At 68.9% G+C, this 22,192-nt stretch carries 19 protein-coding genes, 1 tRNA gene and 1 pseudogene; 8 read left to right on the top strand and 13 right to left on the bottom strand.

All coding sequences use genetic code 11. The annotated features are described in order from the left end of the window. Positions 1 to 186: 186 nt before the first annotated feature. From ABZ420_RS04405 to ABZ420_RS04395, 3 genes are all read right to left on the bottom strand, one after another. Positions 187 to 1,530 (bottom strand): AarF/UbiB family protein, encoded by a 1,344-nt coding sequence (locus tag ABZ420_RS04405; protein WP_357116965.1) that lies wholly within the window; start codon positions 1,528 to 1,530, stop codon positions 187 to 189. 48 nt (positions 1,531 to 1,578) lie between these two features. Further along, entirely contained in the window at positions 1,579 to 2,454 is an 876-nt protein-coding gene (locus ABZ420_RS04400) for a hypothetical protein (protein ID WP_357116963.1), read from the bottom strand. 85 nt (positions 2,455 to 2,539) lie between these two features. Continuing rightward, a complete protein-coding gene (locus tag ABZ420_RS04395; protein WP_357116961.1) occupies positions 2,540 to 3,952 on the bottom strand; it encodes a zinc-dependent metalloprotease in 1,413 nt (470 codons plus the stop codon). A gap of 127 nt (positions 3,953 to 4,079) precedes the next feature. Here ABZ420_RS04395 and ABZ420_RS04390 point away from each other — a divergent pair, with 127 nt between their 5' ends. Further along, positions 4,080 to 5,105: a PDZ domain-containing protein gene (locus tag ABZ420_RS04390; protein WP_357116959.1), complete on the top strand. Its 1,026-nt coding sequence runs from the start codon at positions 4,080 to 4,082 to the stop codon at positions 5,103 to 5,105. Positions 5,106 to 5,358: 253 nt separating this feature from the next. Here the strand turns inward: ABZ420_RS04390 and ABZ420_RS04385 are convergent, their stop codons facing one another. After that, the gene (locus ABZ420_RS04385; RefSeq protein WP_357116957.1) at positions 5,359 to 5,940 is read right to left on the bottom strand and encodes a PPA1309 family protein; all 582 of its coding nucleotides are present in this window, start codon (positions 5,938 to 5,940) and stop codon (positions 5,359 to 5,361) included. A 210-nt stretch (positions 5,941 to 6,150) separates the two neighbouring features. Here ABZ420_RS04385 and ABZ420_RS04380 point away from each other — a divergent pair, with 210 nt between their 5' ends. Further along, positions 6,151 to 9,153, top strand: a complete 3,003-nt coding sequence (locus tag ABZ420_RS04380; RefSeq protein ID WP_357116955.1) for a UPF0182 family protein — start codon at positions 6,151 to 6,153, stop codon at positions 9,151 to 9,153. An 89-nt stretch (positions 9,154 to 9,242) separates the two neighbouring features. On the opposite strand, the gene ABZ420_RS04375 is transcribed toward ABZ420_RS04380, so the two are convergent. Further along, positions 9,243 to 9,788, bottom strand: coding sequence for a transglycosylase family protein (locus tag ABZ420_RS04375; protein ID WP_357116953.1), 546 nt, complete (start codon positions 9,786 to 9,788; stop codon positions 9,243 to 9,245). Between the two features lie 525 nt (positions 9,789 to 10,313). Between ABZ420_RS04375 and ABZ420_RS04370 the strand changes: the two genes are divergently transcribed. Further along, positions 10,314 to 10,387 (top strand) — tRNA-Met (locus ABZ420_RS04370). A gap of 95 nt (positions 10,388 to 10,482) precedes the next feature. Here ABZ420_RS04370 and ABZ420_RS04365 read toward each other — a convergent pair. From ABZ420_RS04365 to ABZ420_RS04350, 4 genes are read right to left on the bottom strand one after another with little or no spacing between them, the layout of a single operon-like run. Beyond that, positions 10,483 to 10,812 (bottom strand): ScnB, encoded by a 330-nt coding sequence (locus tag ABZ420_RS04365; protein ID WP_357116951.1) that lies wholly within the window; start codon positions 10,810 to 10,812, stop codon positions 10,483 to 10,485. Next, complete coding sequence (gene scnC / locus ABZ420_RS04360) at positions 10,809 to 11,519, bottom strand: thiocyanate hydrolase subunit gamma (RefSeq protein WP_062975298.1); 711 nt, start codon at positions 11,517 to 11,519, stop codon at positions 10,809 to 10,811. Before scnC ends, ABZ420_RS04365 begins: the two co-directional genes overlap by 4 nt. Further along, positions 11,516 to 11,815, bottom strand: a complete 300-nt coding sequence (locus ABZ420_RS04355; protein WP_062975296.1) for an SH3-like domain-containing protein — start codon at positions 11,813 to 11,815, stop codon at positions 11,516 to 11,518. Before ABZ420_RS04355 ends, scnC begins: the two co-directional genes overlap by 4 nt. Then, on the bottom strand, positions 11,812 to 12,237 hold the full coding sequence (locus ABZ420_RS04350; protein WP_357116949.1) for a hypothetical protein: 426 nt from the start codon (positions 12,235 to 12,237) through the stop codon (positions 11,812 to 11,814). Before ABZ420_RS04350 ends, ABZ420_RS04355 begins: the two co-directional genes overlap by 4 nt. A 646-nt stretch (positions 12,238 to 12,883) precedes the next feature. On the opposite strand from ABZ420_RS04350, the gene ABZ420_RS04345 reads away from it, so the two are divergent. Continuing rightward, on the top strand, positions 12,884 to 13,690 hold the full coding sequence (locus ABZ420_RS04345; RefSeq protein ID WP_357116947.1) for a VOC family protein: 807 nt from the start codon (positions 12,884 to 12,886) through the stop codon (positions 13,688 to 13,690). A gap of 192 nt (positions 13,691 to 13,882) precedes the next feature. Here the strand turns inward: ABZ420_RS04345 and ABZ420_RS04340 are convergent, their stop codons facing one another. Together ABZ420_RS04340 and ABZ420_RS04335 are read right to left on the bottom strand one after the other, a co-directional pair. Next, positions 13,883 to 14,539 (bottom strand): response regulator transcription factor, encoded by a 657-nt coding sequence (locus tag ABZ420_RS04340; protein ID WP_357116945.1) that lies wholly within the window; start codon positions 14,537 to 14,539, stop codon positions 13,883 to 13,885. Beyond that, entirely contained in the window at positions 14,536 to 15,693 is a 1,158-nt protein-coding gene (locus tag ABZ420_RS04335; RefSeq protein ID WP_357116991.1) for a histidine kinase, read from the bottom strand. Before ABZ420_RS04335 ends, ABZ420_RS04340 begins: the two co-directional genes overlap by 4 nt. 223 nt (positions 15,694 to 15,916) lie before the next feature. Between ABZ420_RS04335 and ABZ420_RS04330 the strand changes: the two genes are divergently transcribed. Beyond that, positions 15,917 to 16,840, top strand: a complete 924-nt coding sequence (locus ABZ420_RS04330; protein WP_357116943.1) for a sterol desaturase family protein — start codon at positions 15,917 to 15,919, stop codon at positions 16,838 to 16,840. 41 nt (positions 16,841 to 16,881) lie between these two features. On the opposite strand, the gene ABZ420_RS04325 is transcribed toward ABZ420_RS04330, so the two are convergent. Beyond that, a complete protein-coding gene (locus ABZ420_RS04325) occupies positions 16,882 to 17,688 on the bottom strand; it encodes a nuclear transport factor 2 family protein (protein ID WP_357116941.1) in 807 nt (268 codons plus the stop codon). A 68-nt stretch (positions 17,689 to 17,756) separates the two neighbouring features. On the opposite strand from ABZ420_RS04325, the pseudogene ABZ420_RS04320 reads away from it, so the two are divergent. Continuing rightward, a pseudogene (locus ABZ420_RS04320) lies at positions 17,757 to 18,185 on the top strand (3-oxo-5-alpha-steroid 4-dehydrogenase); the annotation flags it as partial. 148 nt (positions 18,186 to 18,333) lie between these two features. Next, a complete protein-coding gene (locus ABZ420_RS04315) occupies positions 18,334 to 19,683 on the top strand; it encodes a TIGR01777 family oxidoreductase (protein WP_357116939.1) in 1,350 nt (449 codons plus the stop codon). Positions 19,684 to 19,953: 270 nt separating this feature from the next. Here ABZ420_RS04315 and ABZ420_RS04310 read toward each other — a convergent pair whose 3' ends face one another. Then, positions 19,954 to 20,799 (bottom strand): MerR family transcriptional regulator, encoded by an 846-nt coding sequence (locus ABZ420_RS04310; RefSeq protein ID WP_357116937.1) that lies wholly within the window; start codon positions 20,797 to 20,799, stop codon positions 19,954 to 19,956. Between the two features lie 642 nt (positions 20,800 to 21,441). On the opposite strand from ABZ420_RS04310, the gene ABZ420_RS04305 reads away from it, so the two are divergent. Next, on the top strand, positions 21,442 to 22,065 hold the full coding sequence (locus ABZ420_RS04305) for a lipocalin family protein (protein WP_357116935.1): 624 nt from the start codon (positions 21,442 to 21,444) through the stop codon (positions 22,063 to 22,065). Positions 22,066 to 22,192 lie beyond the last annotated feature (127 nt).

Raw genomic sequence — 22,192 nt, 5'->3', positions numbered from 1 at the left:
GTCCGAGCGACCGAGACTCGCGACTTCGTCGCATGCGCTTCGGTCGCTCGGACGCGAGACGGGCCGTGAACGGTGCTCGTAAGACTCGCACCTCGGCGGGTTGGCGGAAGTGCGATGGTCGGGCATCTGTGGTTGGGCGGGACAGTGCTGGAGGCTCGCGGCTCGACCGAGTCGGGTGGGTGGAACTCAGGAGGCTGTGCGCTCCTCGCTGAAGCCGGGCATCCAGGTTCGGACGAGTTCCATGAACGGCAGTTCGGCGTCGAGTTGGGCAAGGATGCCGACGGAGCCGCCGAGCACGCGGAAGATCATCACGTATTCCGCCGGAAGTTGCAGTGCCCGTGCTGTTTTCATTTCCGGACTGGCGAACTCCGACGCCTTGCCCGCCACCCGCTGCATCCACCTGCGGGTGAAGTGGAACGAGTCGGTCTGGATCGGGTCGGTGAACGGCCGCAGATAGTCGGCGATCTCCTGATGGGTGACCACCCGGCCGGGGATCACCCAGCCGTGGTCGTACAGCAGTTCGGTGAGTTCGGCGAAGCGCTCCTCGACCGCGAGGGCCAGCATGCGGCCCAGCACCGCGGGGAAGCCGTCCGGCATCGGTGCGCACGCGCCGAAATCGATGACCGCGAGCTTGCCATCGGGCAGCATCATGAAATTGCCGGGGTGCGGGTCGGCGTGCAGGAGTCCGACGACCTCCGGGGAGGAGAAGTGGAACCGGCCCATCAGCCCCGCCACGCGATTGCGCAGGGCGCGGGTACCCACCGGATCCTCGGCGCCCTGCTTGATGATCGTCGAGACGGCGACGCCGTCCAGCCACTCGGTGACGATCACCTTCGGCGCGCTGGCCACCACCTTGGGCACCACGATCTCGGCGTGCCCTTCGAAGCCCTTGGCGAAGGCGCGCTGGTTGGCGGCCTCGTTGCGGTAGTCCAGCTCTTCCTCGGTGCGTTCGGTGATCTCGGCGAGGATCGGCTTGACGTCCGCACCGGGGATCACGGACGCGACCAGACCGGACATGCGGGACAGGGTTTTGAGATCCGCGCGCAGCGCCTCGTCGGCGCCGGGATACTGCACCTTCACCGCCACGGTCCGCCCGTCCGACCACACCGCCCGGTGCACCTGCCCGATGCTGGCCGACGCGGCCGGGGTGTCGTCGAACTCACGGAAGCGGGCACGCCACTGGGTGCCGAGCTGCTGGTCGAGCACCCGGTGAACGGTGGCGGCCGGCATCGGCGGCGCGGCGGCCTGCAGCTTGGTGAGCGCTTCCCGATAGTGCTCGCCGAACTCCTCCGGGACCGCGGCCTCCATCACGCTGAGCGCCTGCCCGAACTTCATCGCGCCGCCCTTCAGCTCGCCCAGCACCGTGAACAGCTGCTCGGCGGCCCGTTGGTTGAGCTGCGCGTTGATCTCGGACTTGTCGCCTCCGGCGAGCTTCTTGCCGAACCCCACGGCCGCCCGTCCGGCGATGCCGAGCGGAATCTTGGCCAACTTGGCGTTGCGGGACGAGCGACGGCGCACGATCTCAGACACGTACCCATCATGGCGGACGGACTGGCCGATCTGCCACGGCAATCTTGATCACGTCGGGGCTCCGGCCGCGAGGCCTGCGGAAACGCGGGCACAAGCACATGCGGGATGGCGGTCCCATTTGCGCCGATCGAGGACATGTGAATCGAGATCCAGTTCCAGAGTCGCGTCCAGGGTGGCCGGCGTGCGCCGCGCCGAGCAGGCGATGATCGCCTCCAGCTCGCCGAGGGCGACCGCCGTCGTCGCCGCGATGCCGGCGGGCGAGGCGTGTCCGACTCGACCGAGCAGCTGGGCCGCCAGGTGCGGCCAATCGGCGTCGTTCTGCGAGCGGATCAGGTCCGCGCAACGCAGGCAGCTGGTCACGCCGGGCAGCACCAAAGGCCCTATGACGCCCTTGTTGTCCCGGATGCGCATTTGCAGATGGGGAATGCGGTGCAGCACCAATTCGCTCACCAGCCGCGGATCGGGCATCAGCGTGTCGGCGAGTACGACGAGGTCCGCTCCCCAGGACCGCACCGTCGCCGTGCCGGACGGATGGTCCCGGGACCGGCTCGGCCGCACGCCCAGCGCGCGCAGCCCGGCCGATACCGCGTCCGAGAGCGGACCGAGCCCGTGCACCCGCACCGCCCGTATCTGGCCGGCTCGGTCCTGCGGATGGTCCAGCAGCCCGGCTTCGTCGACCAGCGTGAGCAATGCCATAGCCCGTTCGGCGTCTATGCCGCATTCTCCGGCTCGCCAGATGATCTGCGGCTTGGTGCGCAGACCGTCGAGCAGGCGGAGGAAAGTGAGGACCGTCTCGGCGTCCATGCCTTCCGGGCCGAGCACCACCGCGGTTTCCGGATCGCACCCGAGTTGGACGACACCGGTCGGGCGGACCAGCACGGTCACCCTAGGGCGCAGTCGAGGACCACGACACATCGCTGTCATGTCATCAGTATGCGGATCGCGGCGTGTGCGGCTCGCTCCGAAATCCTCAGTTATCCACAGGATTTCGCTTCATCCACAAGGCGGCTCAGACGGATTCGCCACCCTCTTTGCCCAGGTCGGGCCCGGCGTCGTCATCCTTGTGCTCGCGCGCGGCCTGCTCGCGCGCCTCGGTTTCGGCCAGTTGCGCGAGGGGATCGTCGAACACGGCCGCTCCGCCGCCGATCACCGAGTCGATGAAGCCGGCGGGGGAGTCCAGATCGTCGGAGTCGGGCAGCAGGTCGGGGTGTGCCCAGACCTGGTCGCGGGCGGTCATGCCCGCATCGTTGGTGAGCCTGCGCCACAGCGCCGCTGCCTCGCGCAGCTTGCGCGGACGCAATTCCAGACCGACCAGCGTCGCGAAGGTCTGCTCTGCGGGCCCGCCGGTGGCGCGCCGCCTGCGCAGCGTCTCGGCCAGCGCGCCCGCGCCGGGCAACCGGTCGCCGACGGCTTCGGCGACCACTACCTGCACCCAGCCCTCGATGAGCGCCAGCAGTGTTTCCAGCCGTTCCAGCGCCTGCTTCTGCTCAGGGGTGGTCTGCGGCTCGAAGGTGCCCTGCGAGAGGATCTCCTCGAGCTTCGCGGGATCGGCCAGCGACATCGGGTCGATGTCCTGCGCGGCCTGCTCCAGCGCGGAGAAGTCCATCCGGATGCCGCGCGCGTAGTCCTCGACCGCGCCGAGCACCTGCTGGCGCAGCCACGGCACATGGGCGAACAGTCGCTGGTGGGCGGCTTCCCGGGCGGCGAGGAACACCAGGATCTCGCTCTCCGGCTGCTCCAGCCCCGCGCTGAACTCCGAGATCGCCGCGGGCAGCAGCGCCGCGGTGCCGGTGGGTCCCAGCGGGAGTCCGATATCGGTGGAGGTCAACACCTCTTTGGCGAGCTGGCCGAGCGCCTGGCCGAGCTGTGAGCCGAAGGCCAAGCCGCCCATCTGGCCAAGCATGCCGACCATCGGCGCGGCGAACTGCTTGGCCTCCTCTGGCAGCGCCGAAGTCCACATTCCCGAGATCTGCTGGGCCACCGGGTCGCACAGGCGTTGCCAGGTGGGCAGGGTCTGCTCGATCCAGTCGTTGGCGGTCCACGCGACCGTCTTGGTGGCGCCCGCGGGCAGGGTGGTCGCGCTGTCGAGCCAGAGTTCGGCCAGATGCGCGGCATCGGCCACCGCGCTCGCGGCGCCCGCGGAGACGGGAGTGATGGTCGAGCCGAGCTGCTGGCGGGCCAGCCGCTTGGCGACGTCGTAATTCACCGGCCCGGCCTGCGCCGAGCCGGGTTGCCCCATGCCGCTGAGCATCTGGCCGAGCGAGGTCAGCATCTGCCCGAGTTGCGCCGGGTCGAATCCGCCCGCGCCGGACCCGCCGATACCGAAACCGAGCGGGTCGTTCGGACCTGGACCGCCCGGCTCGTCACCGCGCTTACGATCGTCGTCGTCGCGGTTCGAGAATCCGAAGGGGAGGTCGTTCATGCCCTTCACGTTACGCGCGTAGCACAGCGTCCCGATGTTCGCGCGGCGCGAAACCGGCGGCGGCGCGCCCGGGGAAAATGACCGCCTCCGGCGCCTCGCGTCGCCTGCTGTCATTACTGTGGTCCGGGTGAATCGTCGGATCCTCACCCTGGTGGCCGCTCTGATCCCGGTGCTCGTGCTCGGTGTCGTCGGCAGTGTGCTGACTGTGCCGTTCGTCGCACTCGGGCCCGGCCCCACCTTCGACACCCTCGGCGAGGTGGACGGCAAGGACGTCGTCGACGTGCGCGGCACCGAAGTCGATCCGACCACGGGCCACCTCAACATGACCACGGTGTCGGTGCGGGACGGGCTGAGCATCTTCGAGGCGTTCGGCTTCTGGGCCAGCGGCAAGCACGGCCTGGTGCCGCGTTCGGAGGTCTACCCGCCGGGCGTCTCGCGCGAGGAGATCGACAAGTCCAACCAGGAGGACTTCAAGGACTCCGAGGGCAACGCCGAGGTCGCCGCGCTGCATTACCTGCGGCTGCCCACGGTGGTGCTGCTGCGCAAGGTGACCGACGACGGGCCCGCCCACGATGTGCTGCGCGCGGGCGACGAGCTGATCAGCATCAACGGCACGCCCGTGACGGCGCCCAAGGACGTCGTCACCGCGGTCTCGTCCCAGGCGCCCGGCAGCACGCTGACCGTGGTGTACCGGCGCGACAGCGCCGAGCAGACCGCGACGATCGTCCTCGGCGCGCGCCCCGACGACCCGGCCAAGGGCTACCTCGGCGTGACGCCGGGGGAGGGCGCCCGCCCGCCGGTGCAGGTCGCCTTCAACCTCGCCGACATCGGCGGGCCCTCCGCGGGACTGATGTTCAGCCTGGCCCTGATCGACAAGCTCTCCCCCGGTGAGCTGGACGGCGGCAAGTTCGTGGCGGGCACCGGGACCATCGACCAGGACGGCAAGGTCGGTCCGATCGGCGGCATCCAGTACAAGATGATGGCCGCGCGCGAGGCGGGCGCGGAGACCTTCCTGGTCCCGGCCGCCAACTGCAACGAGGCCAAGCAGCGGACCCCGGACGGCCTGCGGCTGGTGCGCGTCGAGAACCTCACCGGCGCGGTGCAGTCGCTCGACGAGATCAACACCGGCAAGGAACCGGTCGGCTGCGGCTGAGGTCGCAACGCGAGGCAGGTGACCCCGGCCGGAAGCCACGCGGACCCGGTCCGGGTGTTCACCGCGAGCGCGTAGCAGGGCACGTGGGCGGCTTCCCGTGCGGTGAGGGCAGCAGGCTATCGCTCTCCCGCTGCTCCGATTCCTGCATCCGAGATTGCGGCGGGCAGCAGCGCCGCTTGTGGCGGTGGGTCCCAGCGGGCGTCCGATGTCCGTGGAGGTCAGCGCGCCTCGTCGGCGAGCCGGCCGGGTTCGTTCACTCGAACGTATGGTGCAGGGCCTCGACCAGGTTGGGCGCCAAGTTGGGATAGGTGCGCAGGTCGAGGTCACCGAAATCGTCGGCGTCGTCCTCGGGGCGCAGCTGCAGCAGGCACAGCGACGCGCCGTCGCGCAGCACCGCGGCGAACAACCGGGCCTCCCGGCGCTCCGGGTGCGCTTCGGCGGCGGCGCGCGCGGCCGCGTCGGCGGCGTCGTGATCGGCCAGCAGCGGCGCGAGCGCGTCGTCGAGCGTCGACTCGGCGTCCGGCGGGAGCACCACGATCTCCTGCACCAGCACGCAGCCGCGGACGGCGGGAGGCCAGCTGGTGGTGGCCAGGAATTCGTCCAAGGCGATCGAGCCGCCGGTGATGTCGTCCGGGAAAGCCTCCTGCGCGACCGGCGTCAGCTCGCCGCCCTCGTCGAGCTGCTCCTCCAGTTCCGGCTGCGCCGCGACCAGGTCCGCGGTCGGCACCAAGGCGAACATCTGCGGGGGATTCCCCCACCCCTCGGCGTCGACGAATTCCGCCACCTCCCGGACGGATCGGGCAAGGACGAGTTCGGCGTGCAGGTCTGGGGTCACGCGACCATCCAACCAAACCGCCGACGGGGGCAGCCGGAAGCCCGGACGTTCGTTTCTCCGGCGCGGCAAGCGCAACCCTGCCAGCTGCATGGTGTCCGATTTCCGTAGAGTGGGCCGGGACGGTCCGGAAGGACCACCCGCAACATCGGACTGCGGCGCATCGGCCGGGCCTCTCGGTGCGAGCGTCGCCGGACCTTGGAGAGTGGCATCGTGGGCATGCGGCCCCCCACCGGCTTACCTTCGCTGTCCCGACGCAGCCGTGTGCTGCTGGTGGCAGCCATCGTCCTGGCGGCATTGCTGCTGCTCGGGCCGCGGCTGACGGACACCTACACGAATTGGCTGTGGTTCGGCGAGGTCGGCTTCCGCAACGTGTATCTCACGGTGTTGCGAACCCGGGTCCTGCTATTCCTCGTCGTGGCGGCGTTCGTCGGACTAGTGGTCTGGCTGGCGCTGCTGCTGGCCTACCGGTCCAGGCCGGTGTTCGTGCCGGTGGCCGGCCCGAACGATCCGATCGCGCGCTACCGCACGACCGTGATGAGCAGGCTGCGGCTGTTCGGCATCGGCATCCCGGTGCTGCTCGGCCTGCTGTCGGGCCTGGTGGCGCAGTCGAACTGGGTGACGGTGCAGTTGTTCCTCCACGGCGGGTCGTTCGGTGAGAAGGACCCGGAGTTCGGCCTCGACGTCGGCTTCTACGCCTTCGACCTGCCCTTCTACCGCATGGTGGTGAACTGGCTTTTCGTCGCGGTGGTCATCGCGTTCTTCGCCAGCCTGGTCACCCACTACGTCTTCGGCGGACTGCGTCTGACCGGTCGCGAGGGCACGCTCACCCGCGCCGCGCGGATCCAGCTCGCGCTGCTGGCCGGAACCTTCGTGCTGCTCAAGGCGATCGCGTACTGGTTCGACCGGTACGAACTGCTCTCCAGCAGCCGCAAGGAGCCCACCTTCACCGGCGGTTCGTTCACCGACATCAACGCGGTTCTGCCCGCGAAGCTCATCCTGCTGTCCATCGCGGTGATCTGCGCGCTGGCCTTCTTCGCCGGCATCGTGCTGCGCGATCTGCGGGTGCCCGCGATGGCCGCCGCGCTGCTGGTGCTGTCCTCGATCCTGGTCGGCGCGGTGTGGCCGCTGGTTGTCGAGCAGTTCTCCGTGCGTCCCAACGCCGCGGACAAGGAGAGCGAGTACATCGAACGCAACATCGCCGCGACCAGGCAGGCGTTCGGCATCACCGATGACAGGATCGATTACAAGGACTACAAGGGCGAGAGCAACAAGAACCCGCTCGAGGTGCCGGTGGACGCCGCCACCATCGGCAACGCCAGGTTGCTCGATCCGAACATCCTGTCGCCCACGTTCACTCAGCTGCGCCAGCTGAAGAACTTCTACGGTTTCCCGGAGTCGCTGGACATCGACCGCTACAACCTCGACGGCGACGTGCAGGACTACATCGTCGCCGCCAGGGAGCTCTCGCCCGCGGCGCTGAGCGGCAACCAGACCGACTGGATCAACCGGCACACCGTCTACACCCACGGCAACGGCTTCGTCGCCGCCCCCGCCAACCGGGTGAACAAGCCGCCGTCGGACGATCCCAACGCCGCCGGGGGCAGCGGCGACGGCGGTTACCCGATCTTCATGGTGAGCGACCTGTTCACGCCCGCGGACAAGCAGCGGATCAGGGTGGACCAGCCGCGGGTGTATTTCGGCGAGCTGATCTCACAGGCGAACCCGGACTACGCGATCGTCGGCGCGATGGACGGCCAGCGTCCGCGCGAGTACGACTCCGACACAGCGCAATTCACCTACGCCGGCAAGGGCGGCGTGCCGATCGGCAACTGGTTCAACCGGTTGGCCTTCGCGGCCAAGTACGCCGAGCGCAACATCCTGTTCTCCTCGGCCATCGGTGACGACTCGAAGATCATCTTCAACCGCAGCCCGCGCGAGCGGGTGCAGAAGGTCGCGCCCTGGCTGACCACCGACGGGAACGCCTACCCCGCGGTGGTGGACGGACGGATCGTGTGGATCGTGGACGCCTACACCACGCTGGACAACTACCCGTACGCGCAGAACACCGAGCTGGAAGGCGCGGTCGAGGACAGCATCGACAAGAAGACCGGGCGTCTGCTGCCGCGCAAGTCGGTCAGCTACATCCGCAACTCGGTGAAGGCCACCGTCGACGCGTACGACGGCAGCGTCACCCTGTACGAGGTGGACTCGTCGGATCCGGTGCTGCAGGCATGGCGCGGGGTCTTCCCCGGCGCGGTGAAGCCGGAGAGCGAGATCTCGCCGGAGCTGCGGGCGCACTTCCGCTATCCGGAGGATCTGTTCAAGGTCCAGCGCGAAATGCTGTCGAAGTACCACGTGGACGATCCCCGGGAGTTCTTCACCAACAACGCCTTCTGGTCGGTGCCCGCCGATCCCACCACCGAGGGCGGGACCACCGCCAATCAGCCGCCGTATTACGTGCTGCTGGGCGACTCGAAGACGAACAAGCCCACGTTCAATTTGACCAGCGCGATGACCGGCTACAACCGGCCGTATCTCGCGGCGTATATCTCGGTGCGCTCGGATCCGGACGGGTACGGGAAATTCACGATTCTTCGATTGCCCACGGATACACAGACATTGGGTCCACAGCAGACGCAGAACCGGATGACGACCTCGCCGGACGTATCGCGCGAGAAAACGCTGCTGTCGAATTCGAACAAGATCAAATATGGCAATCTGCTGACCTTGCCGGTCGCGGACGGCGGCATTCTCTATGTGGAGCCGTTCTACAACGAACGCAACACCGGGCCGAACACGGCGACCTTCCCGCAGCTGCTGCGCGTGCTGGTGAGCTATCGGGACGAGGCGGGCAACGTCAAGGTGGGCTACGCCTCGACATTGGCGGACGCGCTGAACCAGGTTCTCCCCGGCGCGGGCGCGCTGGCGACGCCGTTCGGCGGTGACTCGGGCACCAGGCCCAAGCCGGGCACCGTTGCGCCGCCCGCCGATCAGGGCAACAACGGAGCCGGCACCGCCGCGACGCCGCCGCCCGCATCGGTTTCGCCGCCCGCGCCCGGATCGTCCCCCGCCAAGGACGCCGCGGCGACCGAGCTCAACCGGAAGATCGAGAATGTGCGAAATGCCATGCGCAGCGGGAACTTCCAAGATTTCGGCCGGGCACTGGACGAGCTGGAAGCCGCCGTCAAGGCGTACCAGGACGCCGGTCGCTGAATAGCGACGCCGTTCGAACAGCACCGAACACCGAAGACGCCGCCATCGTGAACGATGGCGGCGTCTTCGGTGTTCGTGACGCGGGAGGATCAGCGACCGAGAGCGTCGATCAACGCGCTGTTCCGGCTGAGAATCTGCTGGAACTGGTCCTTCACGCCGTACTGCTCGGCGAGCTCGTCGGCGGCGGACCGGGCCTGCTCGGCCGCCGACTGCGCGGCGCTGACGGCGGGCTGGGCGGGTTCGGGCACGGCGGGCAGTTCCTCGGCCTCGACGAGGGGCTCGGGCTCGGAGGTGCCCGAGCGCAGGTACTGGCCGCACACCGGCCACGCGCCGGGGCCCTGGGTGGCGAGCACCTTCTCCGCCACCCGGATCTGCTCTTCCTTGCTCGCGCTGTGCGCCGAGCCCCTGCCGCCATTGGCGGCCCAGGTGCTCTGCGAGAACTGCAGGCCGCCGTAGTAACCGTTTCCGGTGTTGATCCCCCAGTTGCCACCGCTCTCGCACTGTGCGACGCCGTCCCAGTCGTGGGACGCCGCGGAGGCGGAAGCGGTGGAGAACGCGAACGGGACGGCAACAAGAGCGCCGGTGATGGCGGCGAAGCCGAGGGCGCGGGTGCTGATCTTCCGGTTCTCAGTCATGGTCGTTTCCCTCCCTGCGCCCGCCGGCACGGCGATGGAACTTGCCGCGTCCCTGTCCCCAGGTCGTCGGGGATCCTCGAACCGCGGGACAGGGTTGCCGGTGTTCGGCGGTTCGAGTTCGAGCCCGTCTCGGATGATCCGGGCCGTGGATTGACGGTAACGAAGAAATCTCAGCAGATCACATCTGGATAACGCCGGAATTGCATGAAGCGAATAACAGGAATATCCCCGTTTTTCCAGGTGGGAAACGGCATCAACACGCCGGGGCGGTGGTAAGTTATCGCATCGTTATGTGAGTGAGATCACGTCGATATAGTGAAGTACGTCACGTTTGAAGTGGCCAACGTGTGGCAAATCTTGCGCGCGCGGTGTCGAATGTGCTTCTCGCCGAGATCGCATCGCGCGTTCCGGGGTCGCTACCGGGTCTCGCCGACGGTTCCTGTGGTCCGTATACCGCGCCGAAACCGCTGCTGAGCTGGTGATTTGCAGACTGCGCGAACCCGTGTGTAATGTTGTGTTTACCGACGCGGGGTGGAGCAGCTCGGTAGCTCGCTGGGCTCATAACCCAGAGGTCGCAGGTTCAAATCCTGTCCCCGCTACTAGCGAGAAGGCCCGGAACCATGAGGTTCCGGGCCTTTCGTTCGCGATGCTTCGGTTCGGCGGTCTCCGGGGCTCCCCGCCGGTTCTGGCGGGCCTACTGCCGGTGGAATCGCTCCCGGACCGCTTGCATGCGGGCGTGCAGTTCCTCCGGGCTGATCACACCCAGGTCCATCAGCGCGTGCGCGGTGACCACCACCGATCGGGTGCGTACCGGGAAGTCCTGGTAGATGGTCTCGCCGAGTTCGTCCTCGGCATGGCGGCGTTCCAGGTTGTCCAGGGCGCCGCGCCAGGAGAGGCATTCGCACGTGGCTTGCATGCTGGACTCCCACGGGTCCGGCTTGCGATCGAGTTCGGGCAGGGTGCTCTCCCGGCGCGCCGCGGGGCCCAGGGTGTTCAGCAGGACTTCGTACGGACCGCTCGTCACCGGCGTCCCTCCTGTCCTGTCGCGGTCTCGACTCGGTTCGGCGGCTGCTGCGCGGTCCAGTCGACCTGGGGCAGCGCCACTCCGATCATGGTGTCCCGGGTGACGATGGCGGCCAGCTGCTCCTCGGTCCAGCCCTCGGTGCCCTCGGGGCGCATCGGCAGCACCATGAACCGGGATTTCTGGTTCGAATCGTGCACCCGGATCTCGACGTCGGGCGGGAAGTGCAAGCCGAACTCGGCGAGCACCTCGCGGGGCCAGCGCACCAGGCGGCGGCGGTAATTGGGTGTGCGATACCAGTCCGGGGACATCCCGAGAACCGGTCGCGGATAGCACGAACACAGCGTGCACACGATGACGTTGTGCACCTGCGGGGTGTTCTCCAGCACGTAGAAGTAGGTGTAGTCGCTCGGCGTCCCGGAGCCGGTGGGGTCGTGCCAGTCGATGCCGACCTCTTTGCACGTCTCGGTCCCGTCGGCGAGCAGGCGCGCCTTGAAGTCGGGATCGGTCCACGCCTTGGCGACCAGTCGCGATCCGCCGTGCGGACCGACCGATTCGGCCCACTCGGCGAACCTGCGGTGGTCTTCCTGGGAGAAGAGCCCCTTCTCGATGGCCAGTTCGCGGACCGCCGTCTCGAGCACTTCGAATTCGCTGATCTCGTCGCTCGTCCGGATCGGCGCGTGCGTGTCGTGATCGTGGGTCCGGCTCACTGGGCGTCCTCCTCTGCGGGCTCGAGCCAGCGCTCGGAGACCTCCGTCTCCAAGGTGTCGGCGTCGAAGCCGGTGTATTTGGGCCACAAATCCTTCTGACGGAATCGCACGACGTAGAACGGCTCGACGCGACCGTCCTCGCGTCCCCACGCCTCGTCCTCGGGGATGATCCACTCCGGCCGGTGCTCGACGACGACGCCTGTGTGCCCGCGCGTGTAGGCCTGGGTACGGGTGTGGAACATCGACGTGGCGTCGCGCACCCGCACGCGATCGCCGATCCGATACTTCCTGCTCATGGCCGCGCCTCCTTACGGGCGCGCACTTCGTCCAACTTGGCCGAGAGTTCGTCGGGGGTGATCAATCCCTTGGCGACCAGAGTCTTCGCCGCGACGGTCGCCCAGCGCGCGTAGTAGGGGAGACCGAAATACATCGTCGCGCCGAGGTCGTTCTCCGCTCGCCTGCGTTCCTCGGAGTTCCACACCCCGCGCCACCCGAGGCATTCGCACGTGACGTAGGTGCTCATCTCCCAGGGCTCTTCCTCCTTCTCCCGGTACTCGACCGGGATGTCCGGTTGGCCGCCCACGTCGTGCAGAACGTGCCGAAGTGCGGCGAACAACTCGTTGGAGATCTCGTAGGGCGAGTCCAGCGGCTCGCGGAAGACCGGTGCGAGGTCCGCGACGCGATGCTGCAACTCGTCGAATCGGTTCGGTGCGCTCATGATGACTCCGTAGCGACGGATCCGGTGTCCCCGGCGGTGCGGTCGCGGTGGATGTGCGCGCGCACGCCCGCACTCGTCGAAGCGGGACCGAGGACGAGCGCCATGGGGACTCCAACGGGACGGTCTGCCCGGCCATCGGGCAGACGGGAGCAGTCGGGCGACGGGGCTGTGACCCCAGTCACAATCGCATGGTTCGGATGCCAAGAGTACACGTCAAGATCGATTTGCTGAAGGATGTCTGCGGTACGCGGCGCGGCCGCGCGCCGGCTCGGAGAATCGGCGGTTCGGCCTCTTGACTAGCGGAAAATGTGGAGGAGACTGGTCATTACACCGGAGCACCGGTAGGTGAGCGCACTGTCAGCCGAGACGTCGACAGGCAGTGAAGACACCGACCCAGGATCCGGCTAGGCCCCCGGCAAGCCAGTCGAAACACCGGAGTCGTCAGCGACGACCGACACTCACGGTTTCGACAAGACTACCGGGGACTGATCTGTGTAAAGGGTCTTTTTCCTGAGTCCCCAACGCTCGTGAACCCGGTCGAGCGGTCGGCCGAATCGGCTCACTTCCACGGAGTGCTGGTGGTTGACTAGCCGTGTGCCGGCCGTCTCGGCCGCACATCGGCAACCCGTGTCAGGAGGCACTCGCAATGCCCACTCATGACGGAAGCTGGCCGCAGGGAACGCCGTGCTGGGTCGACTGCCAGGTCGACGATCCGGCGCGCGCCCGCGAATTCTACGGCGCCCTCTTCGGCTGGGAGATCCAGGACAGCCCGCCGGAGGCGGGTGGATATCTGATGGCGATGCGCAACGGCCGCGCGGCCGCGGGCATCGGACCCAAGCCGGAAGGCATGCCGATGCCGTCGGTGTGGACCACCTATCTCGCCGCCGACAGCGCCGACGCGATCGGGGAGAAGGTCGGCGCGGCGGGCGGTGCGCTGATGATGAAACCGTTCGACGTGCTCGATGTCGGCCGCATGTTCGTCGGCGCCGACCCCACCGGCGCGGTGTTCGGGGTCTGGGAGGCCAAGGCCCACGCGGGCGCGGGCATCTACAACGAGCACGGTGCCTACTGCTGGAACGAACTGCACACCAGCGACTACAAGCAGGCGCAGGAGTTCTACGCCGACGTGTTCGGCTGGCACTACACCGAGATCGGTGACGGCGAGCACTTCGTCTACTCCACCATCAGCCTGACGCCCGACGGCGACGCAGTCGGCGGCGTCAACGACTCGACGAAGATGCCGGGCGACAACCCGTCGTATTGGCTGGCCTGGTTCCAGGTCGACAACACCGACCAGGCGTTGTCCCAGGCGGGCGATCTCGGTGCCACCGTGATGTCCGGACCCGCCGACAGCCCCTTCGGGCGGATGGGCATCGTCCAGGGCCCGCAGGGCGAGGTCTTCGGCATCATCGACCCCACGACCACCGTCGGCGAAGCGCCGAGCGGCGCCTGAGCCGTGCAGGCGGAGCGGCGAGGTGAGCGCCGCTCCGCCGACGGGTCGTCTCGTCGCACGAAGGTGGCGGAAGGGCGGTGATTCGCGCGCCACGCGGCGGATGCTCGACTACTCCGTCCACCGCATCGGGGGTCCAGCCCCAGTGGGCCGACGTCGATGAGTCCCGCGTCTCGGAGGCACGGGCGAGCGCGCCTATTCCGGCGTGACCAGCCCGTGCTGATGGGCGTAGACGACGGCGTGGATGCGATCGCGCACACCGAGTTTGGCGAGGATACGGGAGACGTGGGTCTTCACCGTCTCCTCGCCGACGCCCAGTCGCGCGGCGATCTCGGCATTGCTGCGCGCGTCGGCCAGCAGGAGCAGTACCTCGAGTTCACGAGCGGTGAGCTGGTGGACTTCCTGCGGGGTCCGCGGCGGCGCGAGCGTGCTCGCGAAGCGGGAGACCAGGCGGCGGGTCATCGAGGGATCGATCAGCGCGTCGCCGCGTGCCGCGATCCGGATGGCCGTGACCAACTCCTCGGGCGGCAGGCTTTTCAGCAGGAACCCGCTCGCACCCGCCTGCAAGGCGCGATACAAGTTGGCGTCGCTGTCGTAGGTGGTGAGCACCAGCACGTGCGTTCCGCCCGCGGCGACGATCGCGCCGGTGGCGGCCAGCCCGTCCAGCTTCGGCATCCGGACATCGAGGATCGCGACATCCGGTCGCAGCCGGGCGGTCTCGGTGATGGCGGCGCGGCCGTCGCTCACTTCGGCGACGCAATCGAGATCCGCCTGGCTGTCGACGACGGCGCGCAAGCCGGAGCGGAACATGCTGTGATCGTCGGCGATCAGGACGCGGATGGGTGGGTTCACGATCCTCCGATCGGCACGGACACCGTGGTGTGCCACTGCGCGGCGTCGCTGCCGTAGTCCAGTTCGCCGCCGAACAACTCGGCGCGCCGGCGGATCCCGTTGAGGCCACGCGGGACCGAGGTGTCGGCGGCGGCCGGTTCGCGGGCGAGGGGATTGGTCGCGCGCAGCACCACCCGCTTCGGCAGGTACTCCACGTCCAGTCGCGCGTGCGTGCCGTCCCCGTGCCGCAGCGCGTTGGTCAGCATCTCCTGCACGATGCGGTACAAGGTGATGTTCAGCGAGTCGGGCAGTTCGACCGCGTCCCCGCGAACCGTCGTCTCGACCTCGAGCCCGGCCGCGCGGACGTGCTCGATCAACCCGTCGATGTCGGCGAGTCCCGGCTGGCGCTGTCCGTCGTCGTCGCGTCCGTGCAACAGATCGAGCTGGCGGCGCAGGTCGACCATCGCGGCCCGGCTGCTGGATTCCACCGCGGACAGTGATCGGGCGGCGGCGGCGGGCGCGGTGCCGCCCAGCGCCAGCCTGGCGGCGCCGGCGTGGATGCCGATCGCGCTGACGTGATGCGAGATCACGTCGTGCAGGTCGCGGGCGATGGCCGCCCGCTCTTCGGTGACCGCTCGCTCCAGAGCCGCCCGGTGCTCCTGCTGTCGCAACCGGGCACGCTGCTCGAGGTCGGCGATGTAGGCGCCGCGCGCGGCTGTGTAACGCCCGACCAGCCAAGGCACGCATCCCGCGGCCACCGTGGATGCGAGCAGCAGCCGCCAGTCCTGGGCGGCATTGCTGCCGGTGAGCACGTGGGCCGTGGCCACGCCGCCGCACAGCAGCAGCATGGTCAGCACGGATTTCGGCCCGGCGAGCCATGCCCCCGCGCGATATCCGGCCACCAGGAAACCCACGTCGGCGAACCGCGCCGGGAACCCGTGGCGGTGCAGCAGCAGTGCGGCCAGCAATCGCACGAGCACCTGCGCCACCGCCACCACCCCGGCGGTCCGGGGCGGCGCGGCCAAGGCCAGATCGGCGGCGACGATCGCGGTGATCGCGGCGGCCGTCTGCCACGGTGCGACGGCGAATACGCCGCACAGCCCCAGCACCACCGCGTCGATCAGGGCCGCCGCGACGGCGACCACCACCGACTGCCGGGCCAGCGACCTGCTCACATCCAACAGTTCGCCACCGCCTCCGTCCGGTTCAGCGTCGAGTCACGCGGCGATCCTAGCGAGCGCGCCCGGCCGCGCCGGGGACGCCGACCACTCACTGTGCCCGCCGACCGAGCCGTCCGCGTCCCCCGCACGGGGGACACGCGATCCCTCGGCGGCGCGATGTTCTCGCGGCCGCGTAGCCGTAGCGTCGAAGCCGACGGTGGGCGATGAAGGAGAACTCATGGGCCGTGTGGAGTTGTTGAGCTATGCCATTCCCGCGTTCGCGGTGCTCATGCTGGTGGAATGGATCGCCTACCGGCGAGATCCCGACCGATCCGGCAACAGCGGGTCGGCCCGCGACACCGCCTCCAACATCGCGACGTTCACCCTGGGCCGGCTGGTGAAGCCGCTGATGCAGTATCTGTTGCCGTTCTCGGCGGTGGTCGGCGCCGCCGCGATCACTCCGCTGCACCTTTCGCCGCGCTCGTGGTGGGTCTGGGTACTCGGACTGATCGTCACGGATCTCTGCTACTACTGGGCGCATCGCGCCGACCATCGGGTGCGGCTGATGTGGACCGCGCACAACGTGCACCACTCCAGCGAGTACTTCAACCTCTCCACCGCGATCCGCCTCTCCTGGCTGCATCCGGTCCCCAACATCCTGCGCGGGCTGGCGTGGGTTCCCGCCGCGCTGCTGGGGTTCCCCGCCTGGATGATCTTCTTGCTGCAGGGCATCGGGCTGCTGTACCAGTTCCCGATCCACACCCAGCGCGTCCGGACGCTGCCACGCCCGATCGAGTTCCTGTTCAACACGCCGTCGCACCATCGTGTCCACCACGGTTCGAACAAGCCCTACATCGACAAGAACTACGGCGGCGTCCTCATCATCTGGGATCGCATGTTCGGCAGCTTCGCCGCCGAATCGGAACCGGTCCGATACGGCCTCACCAAGAACATCGGCACCGACAACCCGCTGAAGGTCAACTATCACGAATTGGCCGCGCTGATCCGCGACGTGCGCGGAGCGAGCACCTGGCGCGGGCGGCTCGGATACGTTTTCGGTCCGCCCGGCTGGACCGAGCATGCGGCGGCGCCGGTGTCCGAGGTGGTCGAAGTTCCGGCAACCGGGCGGACGGTGGAACGCGCGGGACAGCTCACGTCCTGAACGCGGTGCGGTAACCGGGTGCGGCGGCGGACGATCCGGGGTCAGTCACCGTCGAGATAGAACGTCACACTCGCGATGCTGTCGCTGCCGATGGCGAACTCCACGACCGCGACTCCGGCGACCGCGCCGAGCCGCACACTCGCCGTGACGGTGCGGCCCGCGGCGATCACCTTGCTCCAGCGCATGTTGCGCACCCGATTCGTGAATTCCTCCACCGATACCGGCGTGCCCGCGGGCAACTCGAGATCGGCCCGGTGCCCGAGCAACTCGCGCACGCGGCTCAGATCGGTGCTCGCCGCGGCAGCGAAAAGCCCTGTCGTGGCGCGTTTTCCGCGGCGACCCACGCCGCCGAGCGCCTGTAGCATGCCCAGCGCCCCGCCGACGCCCTGGTTGACGATCAGTTGCGGCCCGAGCTTCAGCGCGGCGGCGAATCCGGGCAGCCCGGTGCGCAGCAGTTGCCAGATCATGCCCGCCAGCTCCCAATGCGCGGCCAGGTAGACGATCCGCCACGCGCCGTCCCGCTCGACCAGCCGGTAGCGCAGATGCATCGGGACGGAGACGGTGGCTCCGGTGGACATCGTGGTGACGATGGTCAGATCGCGCACCACTATCGGCGGATGGACCAAGTCGCGGTCGACCTGGAACGCGATGGTGTTCGGCCCGATGAAGGTGTCGTAGAACCGTTCGATGGCGGCGCGGCCGACGTGCGGGCGGGATCCCACCGGGTCGTTGACCTCCGCGCCGGGGGCGAACAGGCCGACCCACGCAGACCTGTCGTGCGCGCCGACCGCGCGCGGCGACGCCTCGACGGCCGCGAGCAGCGCCGCGGCCGAGGGATCCAGCGGCATGGGCAGTACCTCCGTTGACAACGAGCCGGGACTGGACACATGGTAGAACAAGTTCTAGTTGGCAGTTCGTCACGGCGCTGCACGGCTATCTCAACGGCACCTTGTTCGGTCACGATTATCTCGATCAATACGGACCGGAGTGGTTGACCGATCCGCGGTTCCTGCTCGGGCTCGTCGTCTATCTGGGCGGGTTCGTATTGCTGGTGCGCTCGGAATCGATCGTGCGCAACCTGCGGGACAAGAACGATCCGGGCGCCGCCGAATACCGGATTCCGCACGGCGCGGGGTTCCGATTCGTCAGCAGCCCGGCCTACCTGGGTGAGTTGATCGCCTGGGCGGGCTTCGCGCTGGCGACGTGGTCGTTGGCCGGCGTGGTGATCTTCCTGATCACGGCGGGCAATCTGATACCGCGCGCCTTCGCCACGCACAAGTGGTACCGGGCGAAGTTCGCCGACTATCCGGCGGACCGGAAAGCGTTGATCCCCTTCGTGGTCTGACCCGCGGCCCTCCTGGTCGAGGGGTTTCGAGCCAGCAAATTGCATCGGACGACCTGTTCATCGACCGTTTCCTGTGGTTTATGAGATTGTGAGTCGAGGAACGATGCAGAAACGCTGCATCGGGTCGGTTTCGGGCTACAGTCAGGTCATGGGTATCGAGTACGCGAGCGTCATCGATCTACCCCGGTCCGAGGTATTCGCCTGGCACGCCCGCCCCGGCGCGCTGACCCGCCTGGCGCCGCCGTGGCAGCCGGTGTCACCGCGCGCCGAGTCGGACTCGCTGTCCGACGGGCAGGCGGTGCTCGGATTGCCCGGTGGCCTGCGCTGGGTGGCCCGGCACGATCCCGGCGAGTACGACCCGCCGCGCCGGTTCGTCGACGCGGTCACCGTCGACGGCGTCGGCTCGCTGCCTGCCGGCCTGCTTCCGTGGCGGCACACCCACGATTTCGAGGTCGTCGACCGGACACATACCCGGGTGGTCGACCGGGTGGACGCGCCGGTGCCCGCCACGGTCCTTCGGCCCATGTTCGCCTACCGCCACCGGCAGCTCGCCGACGACCTCGCGGCGCACGCGCGGGCGGCGGGGGAGGGTTTCGTGTCCAGAACCGTCGCGGTGACCGGAGCGTCCGGCCTGGTCGGTTCGGCGCTGACCGCGTTCTTGTCCACCGGCGGGCATCGTGTGGTGCGGCTGGTCCGGCACGCGCCGCGCGCCGCGGACGAAAGACGATGGGACCCCGCGGATCCCGCGCCCGACCTGCTGGACGGCGTGGACGCGGTGGTGCATCTGGCCGGGGCCTCCATCGCGGGCCGATTCACCGCGGGGCACAAGCGCGCGATCGCGGACAGCCGGATCGGGCCGACCCGGAGACTCGCCGAAGTGGCGGCGCGGGCGGCGGTGCCGGTCTTCGTCAGCGCCTCCGCGATCGGCTACTACGGCGCCGATCGCGGCGACGAGACGCTGACCGAGCGGTCGATGCGCGGCGACGGCTTCCTCGCCGACGTGGTCGAGGAGTGGGAGGCCGCGACGGTGCCCGCCGCCGAAGCGGGTGTGCGGGTGGTGCGCGTGCGTACCGGGATCGTGCAGTCCCCGCGCGGCGGCACGCTGCGGCTGTTGCGCCCGCTGTTCTGGGCGGGGCTGGGCGGGCGCATCGGTGGCGGGCGGCAGTGGTTGTCGTGGATCGGGATAGATGACCTGATCGACGTCTACCATCGGGCGCTCTGGGACGCCGGCCTGTCCGGAGCGGTCAATGCCGTTGCCCCGCAACCGGTTCGCAACACGGAGTACACCAAGGTCCTTGCGGGCGTGCTGCACCGGCCCGCGCTGTTCCCGGTACCCGGGTTCGGTCCCGCGTTCCTGTTGGGCCGCGAAGGGAACCGGGAAGTGGCGTCCGCGAGTCAGCGCGTCGTTCCCACCCGGCTGACCGAAGCCGGTCACCGATTCCGCGCCCCGGCCCTGGAACCGGCGCTGCGTCATCTGCTCGGCAGGCCCGCGGAGTGACTCGGGAGGACCCGCTCCCAGCCGGGCCCTGGGGTGCCATCGCCACATCGGATCGGCGCCGAGTGCGGCGACGTGTGCTCGAACGTTGCGGCTCACTCAGCCGCAACGGCCTCCAAGCGGCAGATGCATTGATTTCGCATCGAATAGCGGTCATGAAGCAAGCTACTTGCCCGGTGGGGCATGAGTCCGAAGCGCGTCGGGAGGGGATTCGTGCGGGTTCGGCGCGATGGATTTGTCCACGGCCGTCCCCGTCGAAGCCGAGTCGTGCGTTCAGGCGAGCCGGTCGGCGGCGTCGAGCAGGCTGTCGACTCGTTCCACGCCCTCGGGGAGGAATACCGCCTCCCATCCGGGGCCGCCGACGAGCACGCGTGCGCCCGCGCCGAGGCAGGCGCGGACGGCGGAGGTCAACGCCGTGGACTCCTGCTGCGACCACAGCAGGACGGCGGCGGGACGGTCGAACCGGGCGAGGGTGTCGGCGAGCGCCGCGGCGGGCACGTCGGCGCCGAGCATTCGCGCTCCGGCGCCGCGTTCGGCGAGGGCCGCGCGCAGCACCTCCAGTGGAAGCGAATGCGTCTCTCCGCTGGTGCAGGCGAGCACCACCGGTGTCGTACCGTCGGCCACCGACGGCGGGTTCGTCCGGTGCAGCACCGAGATGACGCACCAGGACAGCAGGTGCTCGACATCGATGCATCCCTCGCCACCGAGTTGGCGGTCGACGATGTCGGCGAAAGCGGGGCGGCACAGCAGGTCCCAGGTGTCCACCACGCCGAACGCGCGCACGTGCGCTTCGAGCTGGGCGGACACCGCGGTGGTGTCCAGCGCGAAAGCTGCGGCCAGTAGCGATTCCCGGCGTCCGAGGGTGGGCGCGGGTCCGCGCACCGCCGCCGCCGCGCCCGCCGGGCTCGCACCCGCGCGGATCAGGGTCTGCATCCGCTCCAGCATGGCGATGTCGGCCTCGGTATAGAGGCGGTGTTTACCCGGGCGGTGTTGCGGTGGACCGATGTCGTAGCGGCGATTCCAGCTGCGCAGCGTCGCGGTCGGGATACCGAGACGCTCGGCGACCGCGCGCACCGTGTATCCGGCCGCGTCGGACACGGGGACGGGACCGGCGGGCATCGCCCCATTCTGCCCGTCGCCGCCGACGGGATCCGTCCCGCCCGGGTTGTCGGTGGGTCCGCGCGATGGCGCCACGTCATCCTCGATTTCGTGCCGGGCCGTTCAGCGCGGACCGCCGGGCAGTGCGGGCGCGGGCGCGCGAGTGCCGGTCGCCGGCATTCAGGGTGGTGAGCAGCGGTGGGCACGGCGGGATGGCATCCGAGCGGAGCGACTGCCGGGTGCGTGGCGGACGATTCGAGGGCCGAGTCGGCTTCGAGAGGGAACCGCGAACTCGCGAGACCGCCGCTTCGATGCAACTCGATCGTCGGTGTGCGGCGCGGTCGACGATCCGGGCGTCGCCGAGATCCGGACCGGCGGCGGCCGTCGGGCGGACGGCATCCCGCGCCTGGACAGTCATTGTGCGAGACCTGGGGCGTGTCCGCCTGTTCCGGTGGTGCGGCCGCGTCGCGAGGGATGTCGTCCGTCCGGCCCCACGGCCCGAGCGGAACGGTGGTTCGCGGGATGACCGCGTCCGAGTCGCGCGGTCCCCGATGCGGTGCGCTGTCCTCCGCGTCATCGATCCTCCGGGGGAAGAATAGGTTGCATCAATTATGCATCGTTCTGTGCTAGCGTGGACAGTGTCGCCGATTTCTAGGAGTTAGCGTGCATCGTCGCAATCTGCTGCGTAGGTCCACCCGCCTGCTCGCCGGGGTGGTATCGGCACTGTCCGCGACGGCGCTGGCGGCGGGCGGTTCCGCCGCGGCGCCCAGCCCGGCCGACGGGCCGGCGCCGGTGCCGCGGCTCGAACTGGAGCGGTACTCGGGTACCTGGCGTCAGCTCGCCGCGGTCCCGCAATACTTCAATCTGGACTGCGCGCGCGACACGCAGGCGAATTACGCACTCGATCCGCAGGGCGACATCGCGGTGCGCAACACCTGCACCACGTGGGCGAACACGCGCAGCGAGATCAACGGCACCGCGACGGTCAACGACCGGGAGACCGGGGCGCAGCTGCACGTCAGCTTCCCCGGTGTGCCCACCCAGGATCGCCGGGAAGGGCCGACCAACTACATCGTCACCGCGCTCGGCCCGGACTATTCGTGGGCGGTGGTCACCGACCCGAGCCGGATTTCCGGGTTCGTCCTGGCTCGCGCGGCTTCGCTGGACGCCGATGCCTGGCAGCAGGTGCGCACGGCGATCAGCGCGGCCGGTCAGAACCCGTGCCTGTACTTGACCTCGCCGACGACGGGCGGTGAGTCGCGCATCGTCCCACTCTGCGCGGGGTGATCCGGGATGCTCGGCGCCCGCGAGGGTCGCGTCGTCGGCGGTATGGCTGAGCCGCCCGATGCCGCGCCGGCGCGGCCCTCACGAGCGCCGAGCGCACCTTCCGGCGAGGAGGCCCGAGGATGAGGAT

This window comes from Nocardia sp. NPDC005745 (assembly GCF_040630775.1).
Lineage (GTDB): Bacteria > Actinomycetota > Actinomycetes > Mycobacteriales > Mycobacteriaceae > Nocardia.
Note: the sequence above shows the minus strand (reverse complement) of the source record. Positions and strands in the feature narration are given on the sequence as shown.